The sequence below is a fragment of the Microcoleus asticus IPMA8 genome (assembly GCF_013179805.1).
Classification (GTDB): domain Bacteria; phylum Cyanobacteriota; class Cyanobacteriia; order Cyanobacteriales; family Microcoleaceae; genus Microcoleus; species Microcoleus asticus.
Genome location: NZ_SRRZ01000019.1, coordinates 14593 through 31190, shown reverse-complemented (window position 1 = coordinate 31190; position 16598 = coordinate 14593). Strand labels below are relative to the sequence as shown.

At 45.3% G+C, this 16598-nt stretch carries 10 protein-coding genes and 1 tRNA gene; 6 read left to right on the top strand and 5 right to left on the bottom strand.

The features are described from left to right. The first annotated feature begins 152 nt into the window (after positions 1-152). Together E5S67_RS07275 and E5S67_RS07270 are read left to right on the top strand one after the other, a co-directional pair. Positions 153-1961, top strand: coding sequence for a hypothetical protein (locus tag E5S67_RS07275; protein WP_246276659.1), 1809 nt, complete (start codon positions 153-155; stop codon positions 1959-1961). A gap of 92 nt (positions 1962-2053) precedes the next feature. Continuing rightward, a complete protein-coding gene (locus E5S67_RS07270) occupies positions 2054-3028 on the top strand; it encodes a glycosyltransferase family 2 protein (RefSeq protein ID WP_172186403.1) in 975 nt (324 codons plus the stop codon). A 95-nt stretch (positions 3029-3123) separates the two neighbouring features. On the opposite strand, the gene E5S67_RS07265 is transcribed toward E5S67_RS07270, so the two are convergent. The 3 genes from E5S67_RS07265 to E5S67_RS07255 form a co-directional block, all read right to left on the bottom strand. After that, positions 3124-4956 (bottom strand): DUF6798 domain-containing protein, encoded by a 1833-nt coding sequence (locus E5S67_RS07265; protein WP_172186402.1) that lies wholly within the window; start codon positions 4954-4956, stop codon positions 3124-3126. 12 nt (positions 4957-4968) lie between these two features. Then, positions 4969-7149, bottom strand: a complete 2181-nt coding sequence (locus E5S67_RS07260; RefSeq protein ID WP_172186401.1) for a hypothetical protein — start codon at positions 7147-7149, stop codon at positions 4969-4971. 81 nt (positions 7150-7230) lie between these two features. After that, a complete protein-coding gene (locus E5S67_RS07255; protein ID WP_246276658.1) occupies positions 7231-8256 on the bottom strand; it encodes an SGNH/GDSL hydrolase family protein in 1026 nt (341 codons plus the stop codon). Positions 8257-8412: 156 nt separating this feature from the next. On the opposite strand from E5S67_RS07255, the gene E5S67_RS32295 reads away from it, so the two are divergent. Further along, positions 8413-8694 (top strand): hypothetical protein, encoded by a 282-nt coding sequence (locus tag E5S67_RS32295; protein WP_216670265.1) that lies wholly within the window; start codon positions 8413-8415, stop codon positions 8692-8694. A gap of 3 nt (positions 8695-8697) precedes the next feature. Here E5S67_RS32295 and E5S67_RS07250 read toward each other — a convergent pair whose 3' ends face one another. Both E5S67_RS07250 and smc read right to left on the bottom strand, forming a co-directional pair. Then, positions 8698-9723 (bottom strand): PRC-barrel domain-containing protein, encoded by a 1026-nt coding sequence (locus E5S67_RS07250; protein ID WP_172186399.1) that lies wholly within the window; start codon positions 9721-9723, stop codon positions 8698-8700. Between the two features lie 68 nt (positions 9724-9791). Then, positions 9792-13682 carry a chromosome segregation protein SMC gene (smc, locus tag E5S67_RS07245; protein WP_172186398.1) on the bottom strand — a complete coding sequence of 1297 codons (3891 nt, stop codon included), beginning with the start codon at positions 13680-13682 and terminating at the stop codon, positions 9792-9794. 365 nt (positions 13683-14047) lie between these two features. Between smc and murA the strand changes: the two genes are divergently transcribed. The 3 genes from murA to E5S67_RS07230 all read left to right on the top strand — a co-directional run bounded on the left by murA (position 14048) and on the right by E5S67_RS07230 (position 16550). Next, positions 14048-15469, top strand: a complete 1422-nt coding sequence (murA, locus tag E5S67_RS07240) for a UDP-N-acetylglucosamine 1-carboxyvinyltransferase (RefSeq protein WP_172186397.1) — start codon at positions 14048-14050, stop codon at positions 15467-15469. 151 nt (positions 15470-15620) lie between these two features. Beyond that, positions 15621-16490, top strand: a complete 870-nt coding sequence (locus tag E5S67_RS07235) for a M48 family metallopeptidase (RefSeq protein WP_172186396.1) — start codon at positions 15621-15623, stop codon at positions 16488-16490. Further along, positions 16469-16550: transfer RNA gene (locus E5S67_RS07230), tRNA-Leu, on the top strand. The genes E5S67_RS07235 and E5S67_RS07230 overlap by 22 nt, the downstream gene beginning before the upstream one ends. The last annotated feature ends 48 nt before the right edge of the window (positions 16551-16598 follow it).

Below are 16598 nucleotides of genomic sequence, written 5' to 3'. Positions count from 1 at the left end.
ATCTTGGGTTTGACGACTAGACGGACAGGAAGAAACCGGGTTTCTGGTTCAATAGGAAAAATCAAAACGCGAGGGGGGCTTTTGTTCATGAGTTACCTGTTACATTCTAAGTTGCTCGCCTAAACCTGCCCTTACCAATTAAAAATCTCCCAATGTCTGAATCCATGAAAGTCAAGCAACAATATATTTTAATTGCCGCATCAGTTCTCGGCATTCTAATACCAGCGTCATATATTTTGTACTTGATATCCCAAGCGGGAGACTTGTCTAATTTTGATTATTGGTGGATGACGTGGAATTTTTATTCAGTAGACGGTTTCTCTACAAATCCTTTTAATTGGATATTTCGGGCAAACGAGCATTTTGTCTTGATTCCGGCAATTATTTATGGCTTGAATATAGCTGTAACCCAAGGCTCAAATATTGGTTTATGTTTAGTTGCCTGGTTCTTGGCTTGGATTCAGTGTTACGTATTAATCGCTCTGCTGCCGTTAAATTTGAGGCGTTTCCCCCTGCAATTTATTTCCCTACTCCTTTGCATTTCTATTTTTAATTTTACTCCGGCGGCGGCTCACAATTGGATGCGGGGATTCAGCGGCGTTCACTGGATAATTGCTAATTTATTTGTAATTTGTTCGATATTTTGTTTGCAATATTATGTGAAACTTTTGTCAAGTAAGAGGGAGGCGGAGCCTCTGGATATTCATTTCCAGGCAGAGCCTGGTAGCGAGTTTGTAGGGGCTGCGCTCCCGCATTTACAAAATAAGTGGGTAATTGGCAGCATTGTTTTTGGAGTTTTAGGCTGTATTAGTTACAGCACTCCTTTAGCTTTGTGGCCGATATTGTGTGCTGCTGCTGTTGTGCTGCGGTTCCCTCGGCGAATAACTTATTTGTATTTCATTGCTTCGATTGGAGTGGTTGGCATTTATTTTTTAACTTATAAAACTCCTTCTCATCACCCTTCTTTAACTAAAATTAACCCGCTCAAAACTCTCGAATATATTCCCACGTATCTCGGCGGAATTTTTAGCGAAAATATTATTGTTGCTTCAATTATTGGTATAATTGGTTTGATGGCAGCGACGGGTTTTGTGGGTTATTGGCTATTTGTAAAAAAGGTCGATCGCGCGGACTGGCTGCCTTGGCTATCAATCCAACTTTATACGCTGCAAACGGCGTTAATGGCCGCGGTTAGTCGATCGGGATTTGGCGTCGAACAGGCCACAGCTTCCCGCTACGCCACACTCCCAGCCTTGTTTTGGATGAGCACAATTGTCCTCACAGTATTGTGGGTGCGCGAGTTGCAGCCAACACCAAGAATTCAAGGGCGTTGGCTGACACCGCTGTTTGCAGTCGCCACAGTCGCGATTATTTTAATGTACGGGGTGGGAGGCGAAACTGCCATGGCGATCGCCCACAGAGCAACCTATCAACCGTTAGTAGCATTATCACTGCAATTAGGCATCACCGACGTAACCCTAATTAAAGACCGCGTAGGCAATAGACCCGCGGCTTTTATCGGGTTAATCGACGCCTTAAAAACTAACAATTTAGTGCCATTTAACCGAGACATCAAAAAACACAATTTCTGTGCAGCATTAGACACAAAAATCGACGCAAATTTCCTGTCAGCCCCCAAAGACGGAGTACCCGGATATTTTGATACAGCCACCAAACTTGCACCAACAGCAGCGAGAGCAATTGGCTGGGTAGGAGACCCGGAAAACAATGTAAAATGTATTGCCATTCTCAACCAAGAAAATGTCGTTCGAGGTTTTGCCATGTCAGGATTTCCGCGCCCCGATTTAGTTAAATTATTTGGCCCTTCCTACGAATTTGCAGCTTGGAGAGGATACATTCAAATATCGCCAACAGATAAATTATTGACAGCTTATGCCTCCTTTAAAAACCGCGAAGGTTGGGTAGCTTTGCGAAACTCCCAAGTTATCAATAAAAACTAAAAAACCTCTCTTCCTCCTCCTCTGCGCCCTCTGCGCCCTCTGCGGTTAATAAAAAAATCTCATTGACAACACAAATGAAATAGAATAGCCCTATGCCAAAACATCTCAGCTTCGTAATCCCCGTTCACAACGAAGAAGCTACTTTAAAATTACTGTTTGAAAAAATCAAACTTGTCATGTTCCAAACAGGAATTGACAGTTACGAAGTCATTTTCATAGATGACGGTAGCCGCGATTATTCGTGGCAAGAAATCACAGATTTAGCCAGCCAACATCCCAAACTAATTAAAGCGATTAAAATGCGCCGCAACTTTGGTAAATCCGCCGCACTTTCAGCAGGATTTCGGAATGCAGCAGGGATAATTATTTTTACTCTCGATGCTGACCTTCAGGATGATCCCGCAGAAATTCCCAAATTCTTACATCATTTAGAATCTGGATTTGATTTAGTTTCCGGTTGGCGAAAACAGCGAAACGACCCGCTTTCTAAAACTTTACCTTCCAAGCTGTTTAATGCCGTTGCGTGTTTGCTGACTGGGGTGCAAATGCACGATATGAATTGCGGTTTTAAAGCTTACCGTAGGGAAGTTTTGCAGTCGATTAAATTGTACGGGGAATTGCACCGCTACATTCCAGCTTTAGCAAACAATTTAGGGTTTAAAATTGGGGAAGTAGTTGTGGAACATCATCCGCGCAAGCACGGTAAATCGAATTACGGCTGGGAACGTTATGCGCGGGGATTTATTGATTTGTTGACGGTGTTAGCCACGACGCAGTATTTACACAAACCGGGTCATTTGTTTGGGGGTTTGGGATTGTGTTTTGGCTTGGTTGGAACTGTTTCGCTGAGTTATTTGATAGTTATTTGGTTTCTGAATTTGGCGGGGATGAATTTTGGGCCGATCGGCAATCGACCTTTGTTATTTTTTGGGATTTTGTGTACAATTCTGTCGGTGCAGTTGATTTCTTTGGGAATTTTAGCTGAGTTGATGGCGCGGAATGTTGATGCTGATTATGTGGACAAGCAAATTAGCGAAATTATTGATGATTCGGCTTTTGATATTTAACCGCAGATTAGATTCGGCGGTTGAAACCGCTTCTATACAAACAAAGTCGGCGCAACGCCAGACTGAATAAATATCTGATGTTTTCAAGAATAGTATTATCTAATTTTAAACAGTATCCATTTGCCTTCTCGATCTACTATTTCTCCCTCAATATTTGGGTGCCAATCGCTGCGAGTCAGGATATAATCGGCATGATAGTTTCTGGCTACTTTGACTAAATCCGCACTGCTGCGTCGGATGAAAAAGTCATTTCCTCCCCAAATCATTTGCGGGTTTAAGGGAACTCCTAAAACAGTTTCCATGCGATTTTGCCACTCTTTGATGCCTTTTTCGGTAAAGGGAAAGTTCTTGAAGTTGACGACAATCGCTCTTTCGGAGAAAAACTGGAAGCTGGTAACTGAGGGGGGAATTAATACGAGTGAATCGCGGCTGCTACTTTGCGAAAATCGCACAGCTAATTTGCTTAAGTCCTCTCTGGAAACGGCATTGATATTAACTCTTGTTTGAAATACATTTAATATAGGTTTGGGCAAAATTCCTGCAATTCCAAAAACTAAGGTTGCAGTAGTTATTAAGGCTAATGTGTGAGTTAGAGTTTGTTTGATAGATGTAGCTAAGGATGTTTCTTCTAAAATGAATGGAAAGGCGAGGATTGAGAAAAAAACTGGGATGCTAATTATTCGATCGCCCATTATTTCCCATGAATCAGTCAGCGGATATATCAAGCTGAAAATAACCGTTCCTGCTGCTAAAATCCACAACCATATATTATATCGTTTGGGCAATACGTAATTTTTTGTTTGCCAAACTGATAATGATAGGAAAATGATACCCCTAAAAGGCAAAGTTAGTACAGCTAACAGCAACAAGCTAATAGCTATTTGTTTTTCTCTGTAAAGTTGCTCGACTGTCAAAACAACAGCAATAAATATAATTAATTGAGCAAAAGGTACAGTTCTAGCTAACTGTAGTTTGGCGATAAAAGCCAAAGGGTAAACTTCTACAAATATGTAATTAAGAAACAGTGCAAAAATCGAGCTACCAACAATTGTATAAAAATTAACTTTGTCTTCTTTTGGCAACAAATCAGATTTTTTGATGCACAGCAAGCCACCAATTATGAAACATATAAAGTTGAACCAATTCCCGACATCCCAATTTGACGGCAGGATGTGGTGGGGGTTGCGGACTTTCGCGTGAATGTAGACAAAATCAGCGTTGTCGATAGTGTGAGTGCTGGTAGTACCTGTTAATAACATCGGTACGTAAACGATACTTGCCATTGCTGCTAAAAGTGCGATCGCCAAAATCAATGTTTTGAAATTCCGCTGTTTTACAGATTGAATTACCAAAACGGGAACCATCATTAATCCCGGCAACAAACCAACTAAAAATTGCAGCAAACAACCCAGTCCAAAAAATAAATATCCTGTCAGCCATTTCTGACGCAAACTAAAGTAAATTCCCCAGATTGCGAAGGCTATCGCGAAGGTACTGGGGACTGATTTGGTGGAAAATATCAGGGTGTTACCAACATCTGTAAATGAAGCGACTATACATAAAAAAGCCATCGCTGCGGCCGGCAGTTTAGAATTAGTATAGATATTGATAATTGCGTAGCAAGCTAGGATAAATGAACCAAAGGCTAGGAATTGATAAATAAAATGCGCTAGGGGAATGCTTGTTCCTAATTGGGCGAGTAAATAGATGATATAATAATAGTAATATCTCGGATTAAATTTAACCATTTCCTGGACGTAATAATCATTTTTATACAGTTCAGGATTTAGCATAAATTGAATGGGTGGCACTTCGGGGAAATTGCCTCCAATGGGGAAAATATAGCCAGTGGCCATCAGGGAGCCGATGATGACAAAAGTATAGAGAGATATATTAAAATACCAGTGGGATTTTTGATGTTTCTGCATTGACGGTTCAATTTACCTACTGACAGCTAAATTGTTAATCTCCAGTTGGCATTGGTTTGTTAAATCCTGTTTGCTGCTACTCAATACCTCAAGTAGCAGATAAGTGGGATTTTTGCCCTCAACTAATAGATTTAAGCCGATCGCACTTTTTTGACCATAAGCCATCTCTGCTGAGTCTATTAATTTACCTTGCTTGTCCCACAAAGTCAAGCGCAGGACAACTCCCGGACATTGCTTCTTAAGTAAATTGAGTTTGCTGGTAACTTTTACTTTGTCTGAGATGGAACCTAAATACAGGAAAGATGTATCGAGTTTCTGGCTGTTTTTAATTGGATGAGTTACAATCTTATATAGGTTATCTGATTCTTGACTGACTGAATAATTGGCACTTGTGTAGATTGATTGATGCAAACTAATCCAATCTAACTGCGTGCCTGGTCGATCGACTATTTGCCGCTGTATCGCCTCCAGAGTCCTAAATGCCGTTGCTGTATCAGTCGGCCGCACCCTCCGGTAAACTCTGACAGTCACGCCGTTTTCTAGCTTAAACTGTTCCGGTAGCAATTGGAAATCGCGAGCAATTTCCCAGTTTTGAGTAAAGGCATCGTAGACAACTTTAACAACATCTTGTTCGTGCGATCGCAAAACTTGTTCGTCACTCGGTAACACCTGCTGAAAAGGCACAGCAACCACCGCATATTGTGACTGCAACAACTCGGGTAGCGGGTAAGTATCGCGCGAGTCAATTTGTGGCCTCCCGATTGTATTTAATTTCCACCAACCCTCCGGCGGATTTAATTTGCGGTTGGCTTGTCTGAAGATATTAGCATTAAAACTGTTAGAAGCACCGGCAATATAAATCGGTTCTTCATTGGGCGCTAGTTTTCGCAGAAACTCTACTAATTTTACAACTTCGTTGTAGTCCGATCGCACTAACGGTGGAAAATTACCTACAAACAGTCTTGACAAATCAATCTTGAGAGGAATTAACCCGACTGCGGCATTCACAATCAGGTACAAACCCGCGACGCCCAGCATCAAATACCGAACTTTTCCCTTGAGTGTCAGCCAAGTTGTCCAGAAAAATGTTGACAATCCCAAAAGTGCGATCGGTGTAAGATGAATTGTATAGTGCAAGTAGCCGTAACGCAACACTAACAGCCATTCAATCAGCGACAAAACCCCAAACAACGAAACAAAAATAGCCGCCGCCGGAACCAGGATTCGGGTGAGAATTCCCGCCGAAAAACCAATCACTACCAGCAGCCAAGTTCCCAAACCGTAAAAATCCGCATAACGAGTTAAAATATCATTTACAGGCAAACTCCAAGCAACATACAAATTGCGGTAGTCAACCGTCAGAGCACTGCGAGTAAAATCTCCCGCTACCAACATTAAAATAGTCAAGCTAGTTGCAGCTATCAAACCCAATTTGATGCCTGATTCAAACAACAATCTGTAGGGAAACGGCACAGCCACGTCCTTATCTTTTGAAGACGACAATGCTGTTTCTTTACGGTATATTAGTATAATAAACTCGATGAAAGCCTGTAAAGTCGCGGCACCAAAAAATGCGATCGCACTATAAGCAAAATGACGCCGCAACAGAATCGCCGCCGCCAGAAAAAACCCAATTAACGGGATGTTCCACCAAGATTTTAGCTTAATATCCTGCACGTAAACCCAAATTGCCAAGGCTACAAACACACAGCCGCCAGTATCCAGATATCCCCGCAGAGTCGGTATCCAACTCATCGGAATTAATAAACTCAGCAGCACAGTTGACCAAAACACACGGCGGGGATAAACTGGAATTAGCTTTGCAGAAATTGCCCCCAGCAACAGGCGAAACGGCAGCACATAAATCAGAGATACGCTGAGAATGTAACTCAGCCGAGACTCGCCAAATAATAGAATAAACGGCACTAACGGCAGAGAAATTAACAGGTTTTTTTCCTTAGATAGGGATTCTATAACTCCGCCCCATGCTTTATCTGGCGCGTCTCGAAATAAATTTGCCGTGTTGACTGTAGCGGTGTTGTAGCCCGCGTAATCCCACCAATAAAAAGTATGTTCGCTGGATACATAGATTGATGTTACTGCAACTGTTACGAGAACAAGTAAAAACAGGAAAAAACCATCAATTATAAATTTTCGAGGCCATTTAAAAGAAACAACATCAAATACTCCCATCACTCTCGCAACCCTAAATAACTCCTAAACTTCCTCTTTCTCTCTTCTTTCGCGCCCTTTGCGCCTTCGCGGTTCGTTAACTTACTTTAAAACAGTATCTTGCAAAAAAACATCCAACTTTTCTGCATATTGCCGATTGGCGATCGCACTTGGATGAAGGTCATGAGGTAAATTATTATTGGCAGGTATTTTCAAATCAACAGAAATATCCGCCGTAGGAATTCCCTCCTCACTTAACTCCTCCAACATCTTAGCAGAACCGGCATTAATTCCGGCCACAACTAACTTAACACCATTAGCCTCAGCCACATGGTTAAATTCTTTAATAATTGCCTTAGAAACATCGTGACTTTTGTACAATCCCTCTTCAAATTGATTGTAATTAACCTCCAAAAAATGGCTTAATGCAGAAACCCGCATCAGCGGGAACTCGTGATATTCAAGTTTTGCCATTTTGTAGGTAAAATTATTTTCTCCATTCAGCCTAGCATCGGGCTGGAAGAGAATACCAAGTTTATTCCAAGCAGCCATTTGCTTTCTTCTTGCCCTTAACAAAGTATTGCGGCGGTCGTGAAATCCCGCATAAGCAATCACCGTAACTTTGGGTTTATTTGGTTGTTTGAGTGCTTCTTTGAATTGAATCAACGAGTGCAGCGTGCCGTAGCCGTTAACGCCAAAATTTACTATTTCATACTTGGGTAATTTCTCTTGCAGCAACCAAGCATAAGTTTCGCTATCATTCAATGACCAACCGTAGGTAAAAGAACAGCCAAATATCCAAATTTCAGGCTTTTTTGACGATAAATTGTAAGTATTGAGGGGATGTGTTATTCTGAAACTATTATTGAGATGAGTTGTCTTAAATGAGTAATTGCCGTTAAGCGTCACCTTGAATTTACCCGGCAAATGCTTGTAGCCTAGTTCCGAGTCTTTGGTAAAAAAGTTACCTTTTGGTTCGACGGCAACATCAACATTTTCTATTTGCCAGGGTTTGTATCCCGCAACTCGCAAGACAATTTCAGCGGTGGTGGTGGATAAAAAAATTGGAAAAATTAGATATGTTATTAATCTGAAAGCAATATTTTTAGCGAATTTTTTTTCGATCATTAACATAATATGAAATGTCAGCAAAAGTATAGTAAACTGCCATGCGAGTATTATCTAGTTCATAGATCTAATTTAATTAGATTGAGCGCCTTCACTGCATCCCCCAACCTACTCCACTAGATTGTTTGCGAGAATTAAATTTTATTCGTAAAACCCGTGGCTACAAAATATTTGTTTAAACTCACATCTTGCACCAATATCAATAATCCTTTTTTGGGCGGGCAGGATGCCCACCCCACAAGAAAACTCATTCTTCGCTTCACAAGCATCTTGCCTGTTCTTGAGAATGGTGCAACATCTCAGTTTAAACTCACATCTTGCACCAATATCAGCAACGGGCTAGAAGGCCGTTCCACAAAAAATAAACTTGATTGTGGAACGCGCATCTTGCCCGTTCTTAAGAAGAGTGCAAAATATTGGTTTCAGCTAATTGAGTAATTTCTAATAACCAGCCTCCTCCTCGTACTCAGGAGTCTTAGTCTTCTCAGGGATATTCACCCGAGGAGCCTGGTAAGGCTTCGGCGCCTCATCGTCAGCCCAAGCATCAGCTTCCACATCATCCTCGTACTCGTACTGTACGATGGGCTGCTTCGGGCGAGAACTCTCAGGGCGAGTGTACTGCGGCTTCTCCTCGTACTCCTCCTCGTAATCGTCCTCCTCGCCGCCCCAATTATCCTCTTCGTAATCCTCGTAATCGTCGATGAGCGGCTCAGGCTGCACCGCGCGCATCTGCTGCTGCGGTTGTCGCACCGCAGGCCGATTCCACTGCGAATCCTCATCCCAAGGAACTTCCTCCACCGCAGGCGCGGCTACCCTGCTGCGCATTTCCGGTGCAGGTATCCGCACGCCCGGGCCCAATTGATTTCCCGTAGCCACGGGTTTCGGATAATAACCTGCCTCGTCCTCTTCCCGTTCCCAAGGTGCTTGACCCAAACCGACGCGCTCCAGCAAACCCACACTAAGCTGTCTGAGCCTTTCCTCGGAACCTTCAAACACAATCAAGCGATTCGGGCCGCTGCTGACAATTTCTTCAATCCCCAACTCGTAAGTGCTGAGAACTTGGTCGGGGATTTGGGGGATTCCCAGGGAAGCGATAATTATAGAAACTAACTTACCGTCTTCTGGGTCGAACCTAAAGCCCCGCACCCTACCTAAAAGTTCGCCTGTTTCGGTAATAACTTCGCTGTTAATCAAAATGCTGTAGACTTCAACATCAACATCATCTTCGATCGCGCTCTCATCTTCCACCAACAGCACGTCACCGATTTCGCTGACATTGTTGAGGAACATAAACCTCGGCATTCCAGCGACCGCGAATATATTATCGCGCAGACCGATCGCCACAACTTCCCGCCGGTCTATGTCCACCCACAATTGACTGACCACCCCCAAGCGTTTGCCTCTGTCGCGGGTGATGACTTGAGTGCCGAGAATGTCGGAGCGTTGGCAGATTTGTTCGGATGTCATTCTAACTTTAATCCTGATTTATTAAGTACATATATCACTCAACACGAGCGTTAACATAAACTCCGGGACTACAACTTCAGTCCTATGACTTGAGTATAAGCTCCCCGCGCTTGAGTAACGCCAATTGTACGCTCAGCCGATTGAATCATAGGTCGCCGCAAACTCACAACAATAAACTGGGCTTGTTCAGACTGTCGTTTTATCATTCTAGCTAATCGCTCCACATTTGCCCCATCTAGAAACATATCCACTTCATCAAAAGCGTAAAACGTAGACGGGCGGTAGCGTTGCAGCGCAAAAATAAAACTCAGCGCCGTCAGCGACTTTTCGCCTCCAGACATGGAAGCCAGCCGCTGTACGGGTTTGCCCTTCGGGTGAGCGACCAAATTCAAGCCGCTGCTGAATGGGTCTTCCTGGTCATCTAGCTGAAGATAGCCGTCGCCTTCGGAAAGTTCCGCAAAGATAGTCTGAAAGTTCTCGTTAACCGCGTCGAAAGCTTCTTTAAAAGCGCGCCGCCTGAGTGTGGTAAAATTTTCGATTCTCAACAGCAGTTCAGTGCGTTCTCCTTCCAATGTCGTCAATTTTTGACTCAATTCTTGAAGGCGTTCTTGAGTGCGGTTGTACTCTTCCAAGGCTAGCATATTGACTGGTTCTAAAGCTTGAATGCGTTTGGCGATCGCCTTTACTTCTTGCTGCAATTCCGTTAAATTGGCTTTCTCGACATTTTCAGGAATCGACGGCACGGGGTCGGGCATTTCCGCCCGCTGCGTTTCCAATAGAGTGCGGATTGCGGCTAATTGTTCCCGGCGTTCTTGCTGAGTTTCGTGGAGTTTTTGTAACTGCCATTGTAACTGTTGTTTGGCTAAATGCTGTTCTCGCAATTGAGATTCCGCCCGATCGCGCTCTCCCTTCTGCACGCCCAATTTTTCCTCAATTTCCCCCAAAGCCGCCTTAGCTTCCTCAATTTGCCGATCGAGTTCTAACTGCTGCGAAACAATGCGATCGATCGCCTCCGCCCCCGCGTTTTGCTGCACTTGCCAATCCTGCAATTTCTCGCTACCTTCCTTAATTTTGTCTTCCAAACGCCCGAATTGATTTTCCAAGTCTACAAGGCGTTGCTGGACGTTTCTCAGAGCCAATTCTCGCTCTTGCAGTTGCGCTTCTAGAGCGCGCAAACTCGATTGCATTTGCTGCCATTCGCTGTGACTGTTCGACTCTTCCAACTGCGCCAAAGTTTGCCGGTACTGCTGCAATTGAGTTTCCTGTGCGGGCAATTCTCGTTCCAGCAACTGCAATCTCGATCGCGAATTAGTTAATTCCTGTGTATTTTTGGCAATTTGCGATCGCACTTGTTCCTGTTGCGCTTGCAAATTCTTAATTTCTGAATCCAACTGTTCCAAGCGCAACTGATTTTCGCGCAAATTTTGTTTCGCTTCCATCAATTCTTGGCTGCGAGTTTTGACTGCAACAGAGGCGCGGTCGATCGCAATTTTGCACCGTTCCAAAATCCGCTCAATTTCCTCCAACCTTTCTTGCAGAGATGCGATCGTCCGCGCTTCACTAGCAGCCTCACTAGCCTCAACCGTGCCAAAATGCAAGGTAGATCTGTTAGTAGAACTTCCCCCAGTCATCGCCCCGCTAGTTTCCAAAATTTCCCCGTCCAAAGTGACAATCCGGTACTGTCCCAAATAGCGGCGGGCATCGCTGAGGTTGCTAAACACAACCGTACTGCCAAAAACGTACGCAAAAATTTCCTGATACCGCGAATCGCAATCAATCAAATTAACAGCCGCATCCACAAACCCAGCCGCGCGCCGCAAATTTTCATTCACCGAATACCTGCCGCCCCTAATTTTATTCAAAGGCAAAAACGTCATCCTTCCCGCCCGTTTTTGTTTCAACAATTCGATCGCAGCAGCAGCCACGCTGTCATCTTCCACCACCATATTTCCCATGCGCCCGCCCGCCGCAATTTCCAGCGCCAACTGATAGCGCGGTTCCACCCTGCCCAGTTGAGCCACCAAGCCGCAAACTCCGCCAATTCCGCTTTGCGCGACAATTTTTGCAGTAAACGTTCCCGTCGCTTCTTGCAGTGCTTGAAACTGCACTTCTAGTTTGTCTAACTTGCGCTGTCTTTCCCGCTGTTCTTCCAACAAACGAGTTTGAGTTTCCTGTTGCAGTTGCAATTCTTGTTCGGCTTCGACTAAAATCTGATTCAGCGATTCTACTTGCAAAGATGCCATGCCTTTGGTTTCCCCAAGGCGAGATTGCTGCTCTTTTTTCGCTGCAATTTCCTGTTCCAATACTTGCAGCGATTGGTTTTGTTCTTGAATTTGACTTTGCAGGCGATCGGCTCTTTCGCCAATGGTAGCTTGTTCTGTACGCTGCGGTTCCAAAGTTTGTTGAATTGTTTCGATTTGGCGGTGCAATTCCGTTTGCTGCTGTACCCAAACTTCGGCAGTCGAGGCGATCGCATTTGCAACTTCCCGACTTTCATCTAAACTTTGCTGGGCTGCATCCCGCTGTTCCTGAAAACTCCCCTGCTGAGACTTAACATAGGATATTTCAATCTCAATTTGCTCCAAACTTTGCTTAAATTGCCGAACTTCTTCCTCGGTTTGTGCTATACTAGCCGCCATTTGCCCAGCAGTTTTTTCCAAATCCTGTTTGCGGTTTTGGAGTTGCCGCCTTTCCGCTTCCTGAGTGGCAATCGTCGCTTGCAAAGCCAACAATTCCGACTCTCCCAAAGCTTTAACGCGGGCATTCAGCGCGTCAAGTTCGGCGGTTGCTTCTTGAATTTGGGTGCTAATTGTTTGCAGTTGTTCGGTGAGAGATGCAGAAGTGCGATCGCCCGTTTCGATTTGTTCTCGCAGTTTCCATTCTTGCTGCTGCAATTGACGGAATTTCAGCACAATTTCCCACTGCGACTTTTCTTGAAACTCCGCCCGCAGCTTTTGATATTTTTCCGCTTTTGTACGATCGGAAGCCAGTCTATCGCGCTGAGAAATCAGCTCTTTTTCCACAATACTGCTGCGTTCTTCCACCTCCTTAACTTCATCCAACTTCTGCCTAGCTAAGGAGATTTTGCGATCGAACTGAGCCACCCCAGCCAATTCGTCAATGATTTCTCTGCGTTCCTTAGAATTCATCGAAATAATGCTCGTCACGTCTCCTTGCAGGACGACGTTATAGCCTTCGGGATAAATTCGCAAGCGGTTGAGTTGTTCGTGAAGTTGAGTCAGCGTGCAAGGTTGACCGTTAATGTAATAAGTTGAAGTGTAAGTACCTTGGCGAGTTACCCGAAGTTTGCGCGTCACACTCCACTCATCCGATTTTGGATTTTGGATTTGGGATTTTCGATTGGTAGCGAGTAGTTGTCCGTTGTTGTCTTGAGTTGCTGCGATTTCAATCTCTTCTACGTCTTCAACAGATAACTCATCCGATTTTCGATTCTCGATTTTCGATTTTCGATTGACAGGAGATGATTTGCCGTTGTTGTCTTGAGTTTCGGCAGTTTCTATCCCTTCGGCTTCTGCAACAGATACAGGCGATTTTTGATTGACAGGAGATGATTTGCCGTTGTTGTCTTGAGTTTCGGCAGTTTCTATCCCTTCCACTTCCTCTGCTTCAACAGATAACTCATCTGCTGCATTTTCCTCCTCATCTTCATCCCGGGCGAACCATTCCTCCCCCACATCTTCCAGCGCAAAGGTAGCAGTCACGCTAGCTTCGATCGTACCGCGTTTGTTTTGGGCGCTGTTCACCAAATCCGGCAAACGTTCAGCCCGCATTCCCTTAGAACTCGAAAGTCCGAGACAAAACAGCAAAGCGTCGAGGATGTTGGACTTCCCAGAACCGTTGGGCCCGGAAACCACAGTAAAACCGGGCAGCACGGGAATGGCCGTCGTGCCGCCAAAAGATTTAAAGTTAGTCAGTTCGATCCGTTTAATGTGAACCATATGCTAGGAGTAGCTTTGGCTCTAGGTTGTTGTCACAGGTTAGCACAGGCAATGGGGCGATCGACAATGTGTAAACTTTCTGGCATGGTCGATCGAACCGATATCTTACACCTTTGTCAACAACCGAGTCTGCTTTTATTTCAAAAGCTCGTTGACAAAAGTACAACTTCTGCGATCCGAGCGACCGCTACTAATGAACGTAAATTTTGATACAGATAACTTCATGAGACTCGATCGAGATTATTTTTGCGAGCGAACATGAAAGCCTTGCCCCGACTCAATGCTAGCAAATATAATGCCGAAAATTCCTCATGTTACCCCTAGACATATAAAAACTTTCCGGTAAAATCGAACCAAAATTAATAATGTATAAAGTAACGAAGCGCATTATGGAGGGCAAACCCATTACACCAGCTCAGAACACGTCTAACCTGCCAGCTTCACCTGAAAGCGACGAACAACAAGTATTACAAATTTGGGGTCGCGAACCCCTTAAAGGACACGTCAAAATCAGCGGTGCCAAAAACTCGGCCTTAGTCGTCATGGCAGGAGCCCTGCTATGCCCAGAGGATTGCCGTCTCCGCAACGTTCCCGGTCTAGTCGATGTCGCTCGCATGGGGCAAATTCTCTCGGCTGTAGGAGTCAAATTACAGCAAAACGGGGACGTTTTAGACATCAACGCCAGCAACCTCATAGACGCTCAAGCCCCCTACGAATTAGTCAGCCAACTGCGGGCGAGCTTCTTCATCATCGGCCCACTGCTAGCGCGTTTGGGATTTGCCAAAGTGCCCTTGCCCGGTGGGTGCGCCATCGGCGCTCGACCCGTTGAACTCCACGTTCGCGGTCTGCAAGCCCTCGGCGCCGAAGTCCACATCGACCACGGCACGGTTCACGCTTACGTCAAAGGGCCGAACCGCCGCCTCAAAGGAGCCAAAATTTATTTGGACTACCCCAGCGTCGGTGCAACTGAAACTTTGATGATGGCGGCGACTCTGGCTGAAGGAGAAACCGTGATTGAAAATGCGGCTCAAGAGCCGGAAGTCGCAGATTTGGCGAATTTCTGCCGCGCTATGGGAGCAAAAATTCAAGGCGCCGGCACTAATACGATCGTCATTTCGGGAGTTCCCAAGCTGCACGCGGTAGACTATCCAATTATTCCCGATCGCATTGAAGCCGGAACATTTTTAGTAGCAGGAGCCATCACTCACTCCGAAATCAGTTTGTCGCCGGTAATTCCCGACCACCTGACCGCAGTCATTGCCAAATTGAAGACAATTGGGGCGAAAATTATTGCAGAATCCCCCGACATTTTGCGGATAGTTCCCGGCCAAACTCACTCCGCCACAGACATCGAAACTCTGCCTTACCCGGGTTTCCCCACAGATATGCAAGCTCAGTTTATGGCTTTGCTGACGCTGAGCCAAGGAGACAGCTTGATCAAAGAAACCGTGTTTGAGAATCGCTTGCGCCACGTAGCAGAACTCAACCGCATGGGCGCCGACATTCGCCTTAAAGGCAATGTAGCGATTGTGCGCGGAGTATCGCTGCTGTCGGGTGCGCCAGTAGTGGCAACAGATTTGCGCGCTTCGGCGGCGTTAGTGCTAGCGGGACTTGCAGCCGATGGTGTCACCACCATCAGCAGCTTGCAGCACTTAGACCGCGGCTACGAGCAGTTAGAGGTGAAACTGCAAAAATTGGGAGCTAAGTTGCGGCGCGTCAAAGAGGGCACAGACCCGGCGACTGCTGAGGCTCCTGTCAATCCCGTGCGATCGGGTTTAAACTGTTAATTAGTCATTAGTCAGCAGTCATTAGTCATTAGGAAGAAGGAAGAAGGAAGAAAAATAATTCAACCTTTTTTAATTGCCAATTCATAATTCCCACTTCCCAATGACCGATGACTAACGACCAGTGACTCTTGACTAATGACTCAGGATTAAAATGTCGAACATACCGCTCATCGGTTTGAAAGCAGACCAGTTTCGCCACCCGCTAGACTTGGAAGCAACCAACACGCTCAAACAACTGCCCGGCCTAGATTTGATGGTGCGGCAGTTGCTGGGACAAATTGGGGAACAGTTTTTCATGCTGGAAAATCTGGCTTCCAGCGTCCAAGTCGGCGAAAATCAATTGCCCCACCTGCATCAATTGCTGTTGGATGCCTGCAAAACTCTTGATTTGGAACCGCCGCAGCTTTATGTCCGCCAGCATCCGATGCCGAATGCTTACACCTTTGCGATGCGGGGAAAACAGCCTTTTGTGGTGATGCACACTTCTCTAATTGATTTGCTCACTGACGAGGAAGTTAAAGCAGTAATCGCTCACGAGTTGGGGCATTTGAAGTGCGAGCACGGAGTTTACCTGACTCTGGCTAATTTAATTGTGTTGGCCGCCGGCCAAATTTCGCCGGTGGGAACCGTGCTCGCGCAGGGTTTGCAGGCGCAAATGTTGGAATGGTTGCGGTGTGCGGAATTTACGTGCGATCGCGCCGCCTTGCTCGCCACCCAAGACCCAAAAGTGGTAGCATCGCTGTTGATGAAACTGGCCGGAGGTTCGCCGACTTTAGCTCCCAAACTGAATGTCGATGCGTTTTTGGCGCAGGCGCGGGCCTACGACGACCTCAGCAGCACTCAACTGGGAGATATGCTCAAACAAGCTCAGACGGCTCAGTTGTCCCATCCTGTACCAGTATTGCGCGCCAGAGAGATCGATCGCTGGGCAAGTTCAAAAGATTATGAATCTTTGCTTGCAGGAAATCGATCGGTGTGTTATGATGGTGAAACGAAAAAGGGCGGGTGGCGAAATTGGTAGACGCATCAGACTCAAAATCTGACACCGAAAGGTATGAGAGTTCGATTCTCTCCCCGCCCACTGCTAAAAAAGCTTAATAAATCTAGGGTTCCAGATGATAAGTCTGGA

Bases quoted from the DNA above. Each gene is read 5' to 3' on its own strand.
- E5S67_RS07275 (WP_246276659.1), top strand. From the start codon at position 153: ATGTCTGAATCCATGAAAGTCAAGCAACAATATATTTTAATTGCCGCA.
- E5S67_RS07270 (WP_172186403.1), top strand. From the start codon at position 2,054: ATGCCAAAACATCTCAGCTTCGTAATCCCCGTTCACAACGAAGAAGCT.
- E5S67_RS07265 (WP_172186402.1), bottom strand. From the start codon at position 4,956: ATGCAGAAACATCAAAAATCCCACTGGTATTTTAATATATCTCTCTAT.
- E5S67_RS07260 (WP_172186401.1), bottom strand. From the start codon at position 7,149: ATGGGAGTATTTGATGTTGTTTCTTTTAAATGGCCTCGAAAATTTATA.
- E5S67_RS07255 (WP_246276658.1), bottom strand. From the start codon at position 8,256: ATGATCGAAAAAAAATTCGCTAAAAATATTGCTTTCAGATTAATAACA.
- E5S67_RS07250 (WP_172186399.1), bottom strand. From the start codon at position 9,723: ATGACATCCGAACAAATCTGCCAACGCTCCGACATTCTCGGCACTCAA.
- smc (WP_172186398.1), bottom strand. From the start codon at position 13,682: ATGGTTCACATTAAACGGATCGAACTGACTAACTTTAAATCTTTTGGC.
- murA (WP_172186397.1), top strand. From the start codon at position 14,048: ATGTATAAAGTAACGAAGCGCATTATGGAGGGCAAACCCATTACACCA.
- E5S67_RS07235 (WP_172186396.1), top strand. From the start codon at position 15,621: ATGTCGAACATACCGCTCATCGGTTTGAAAGCAGACCAGTTTCGCCAC.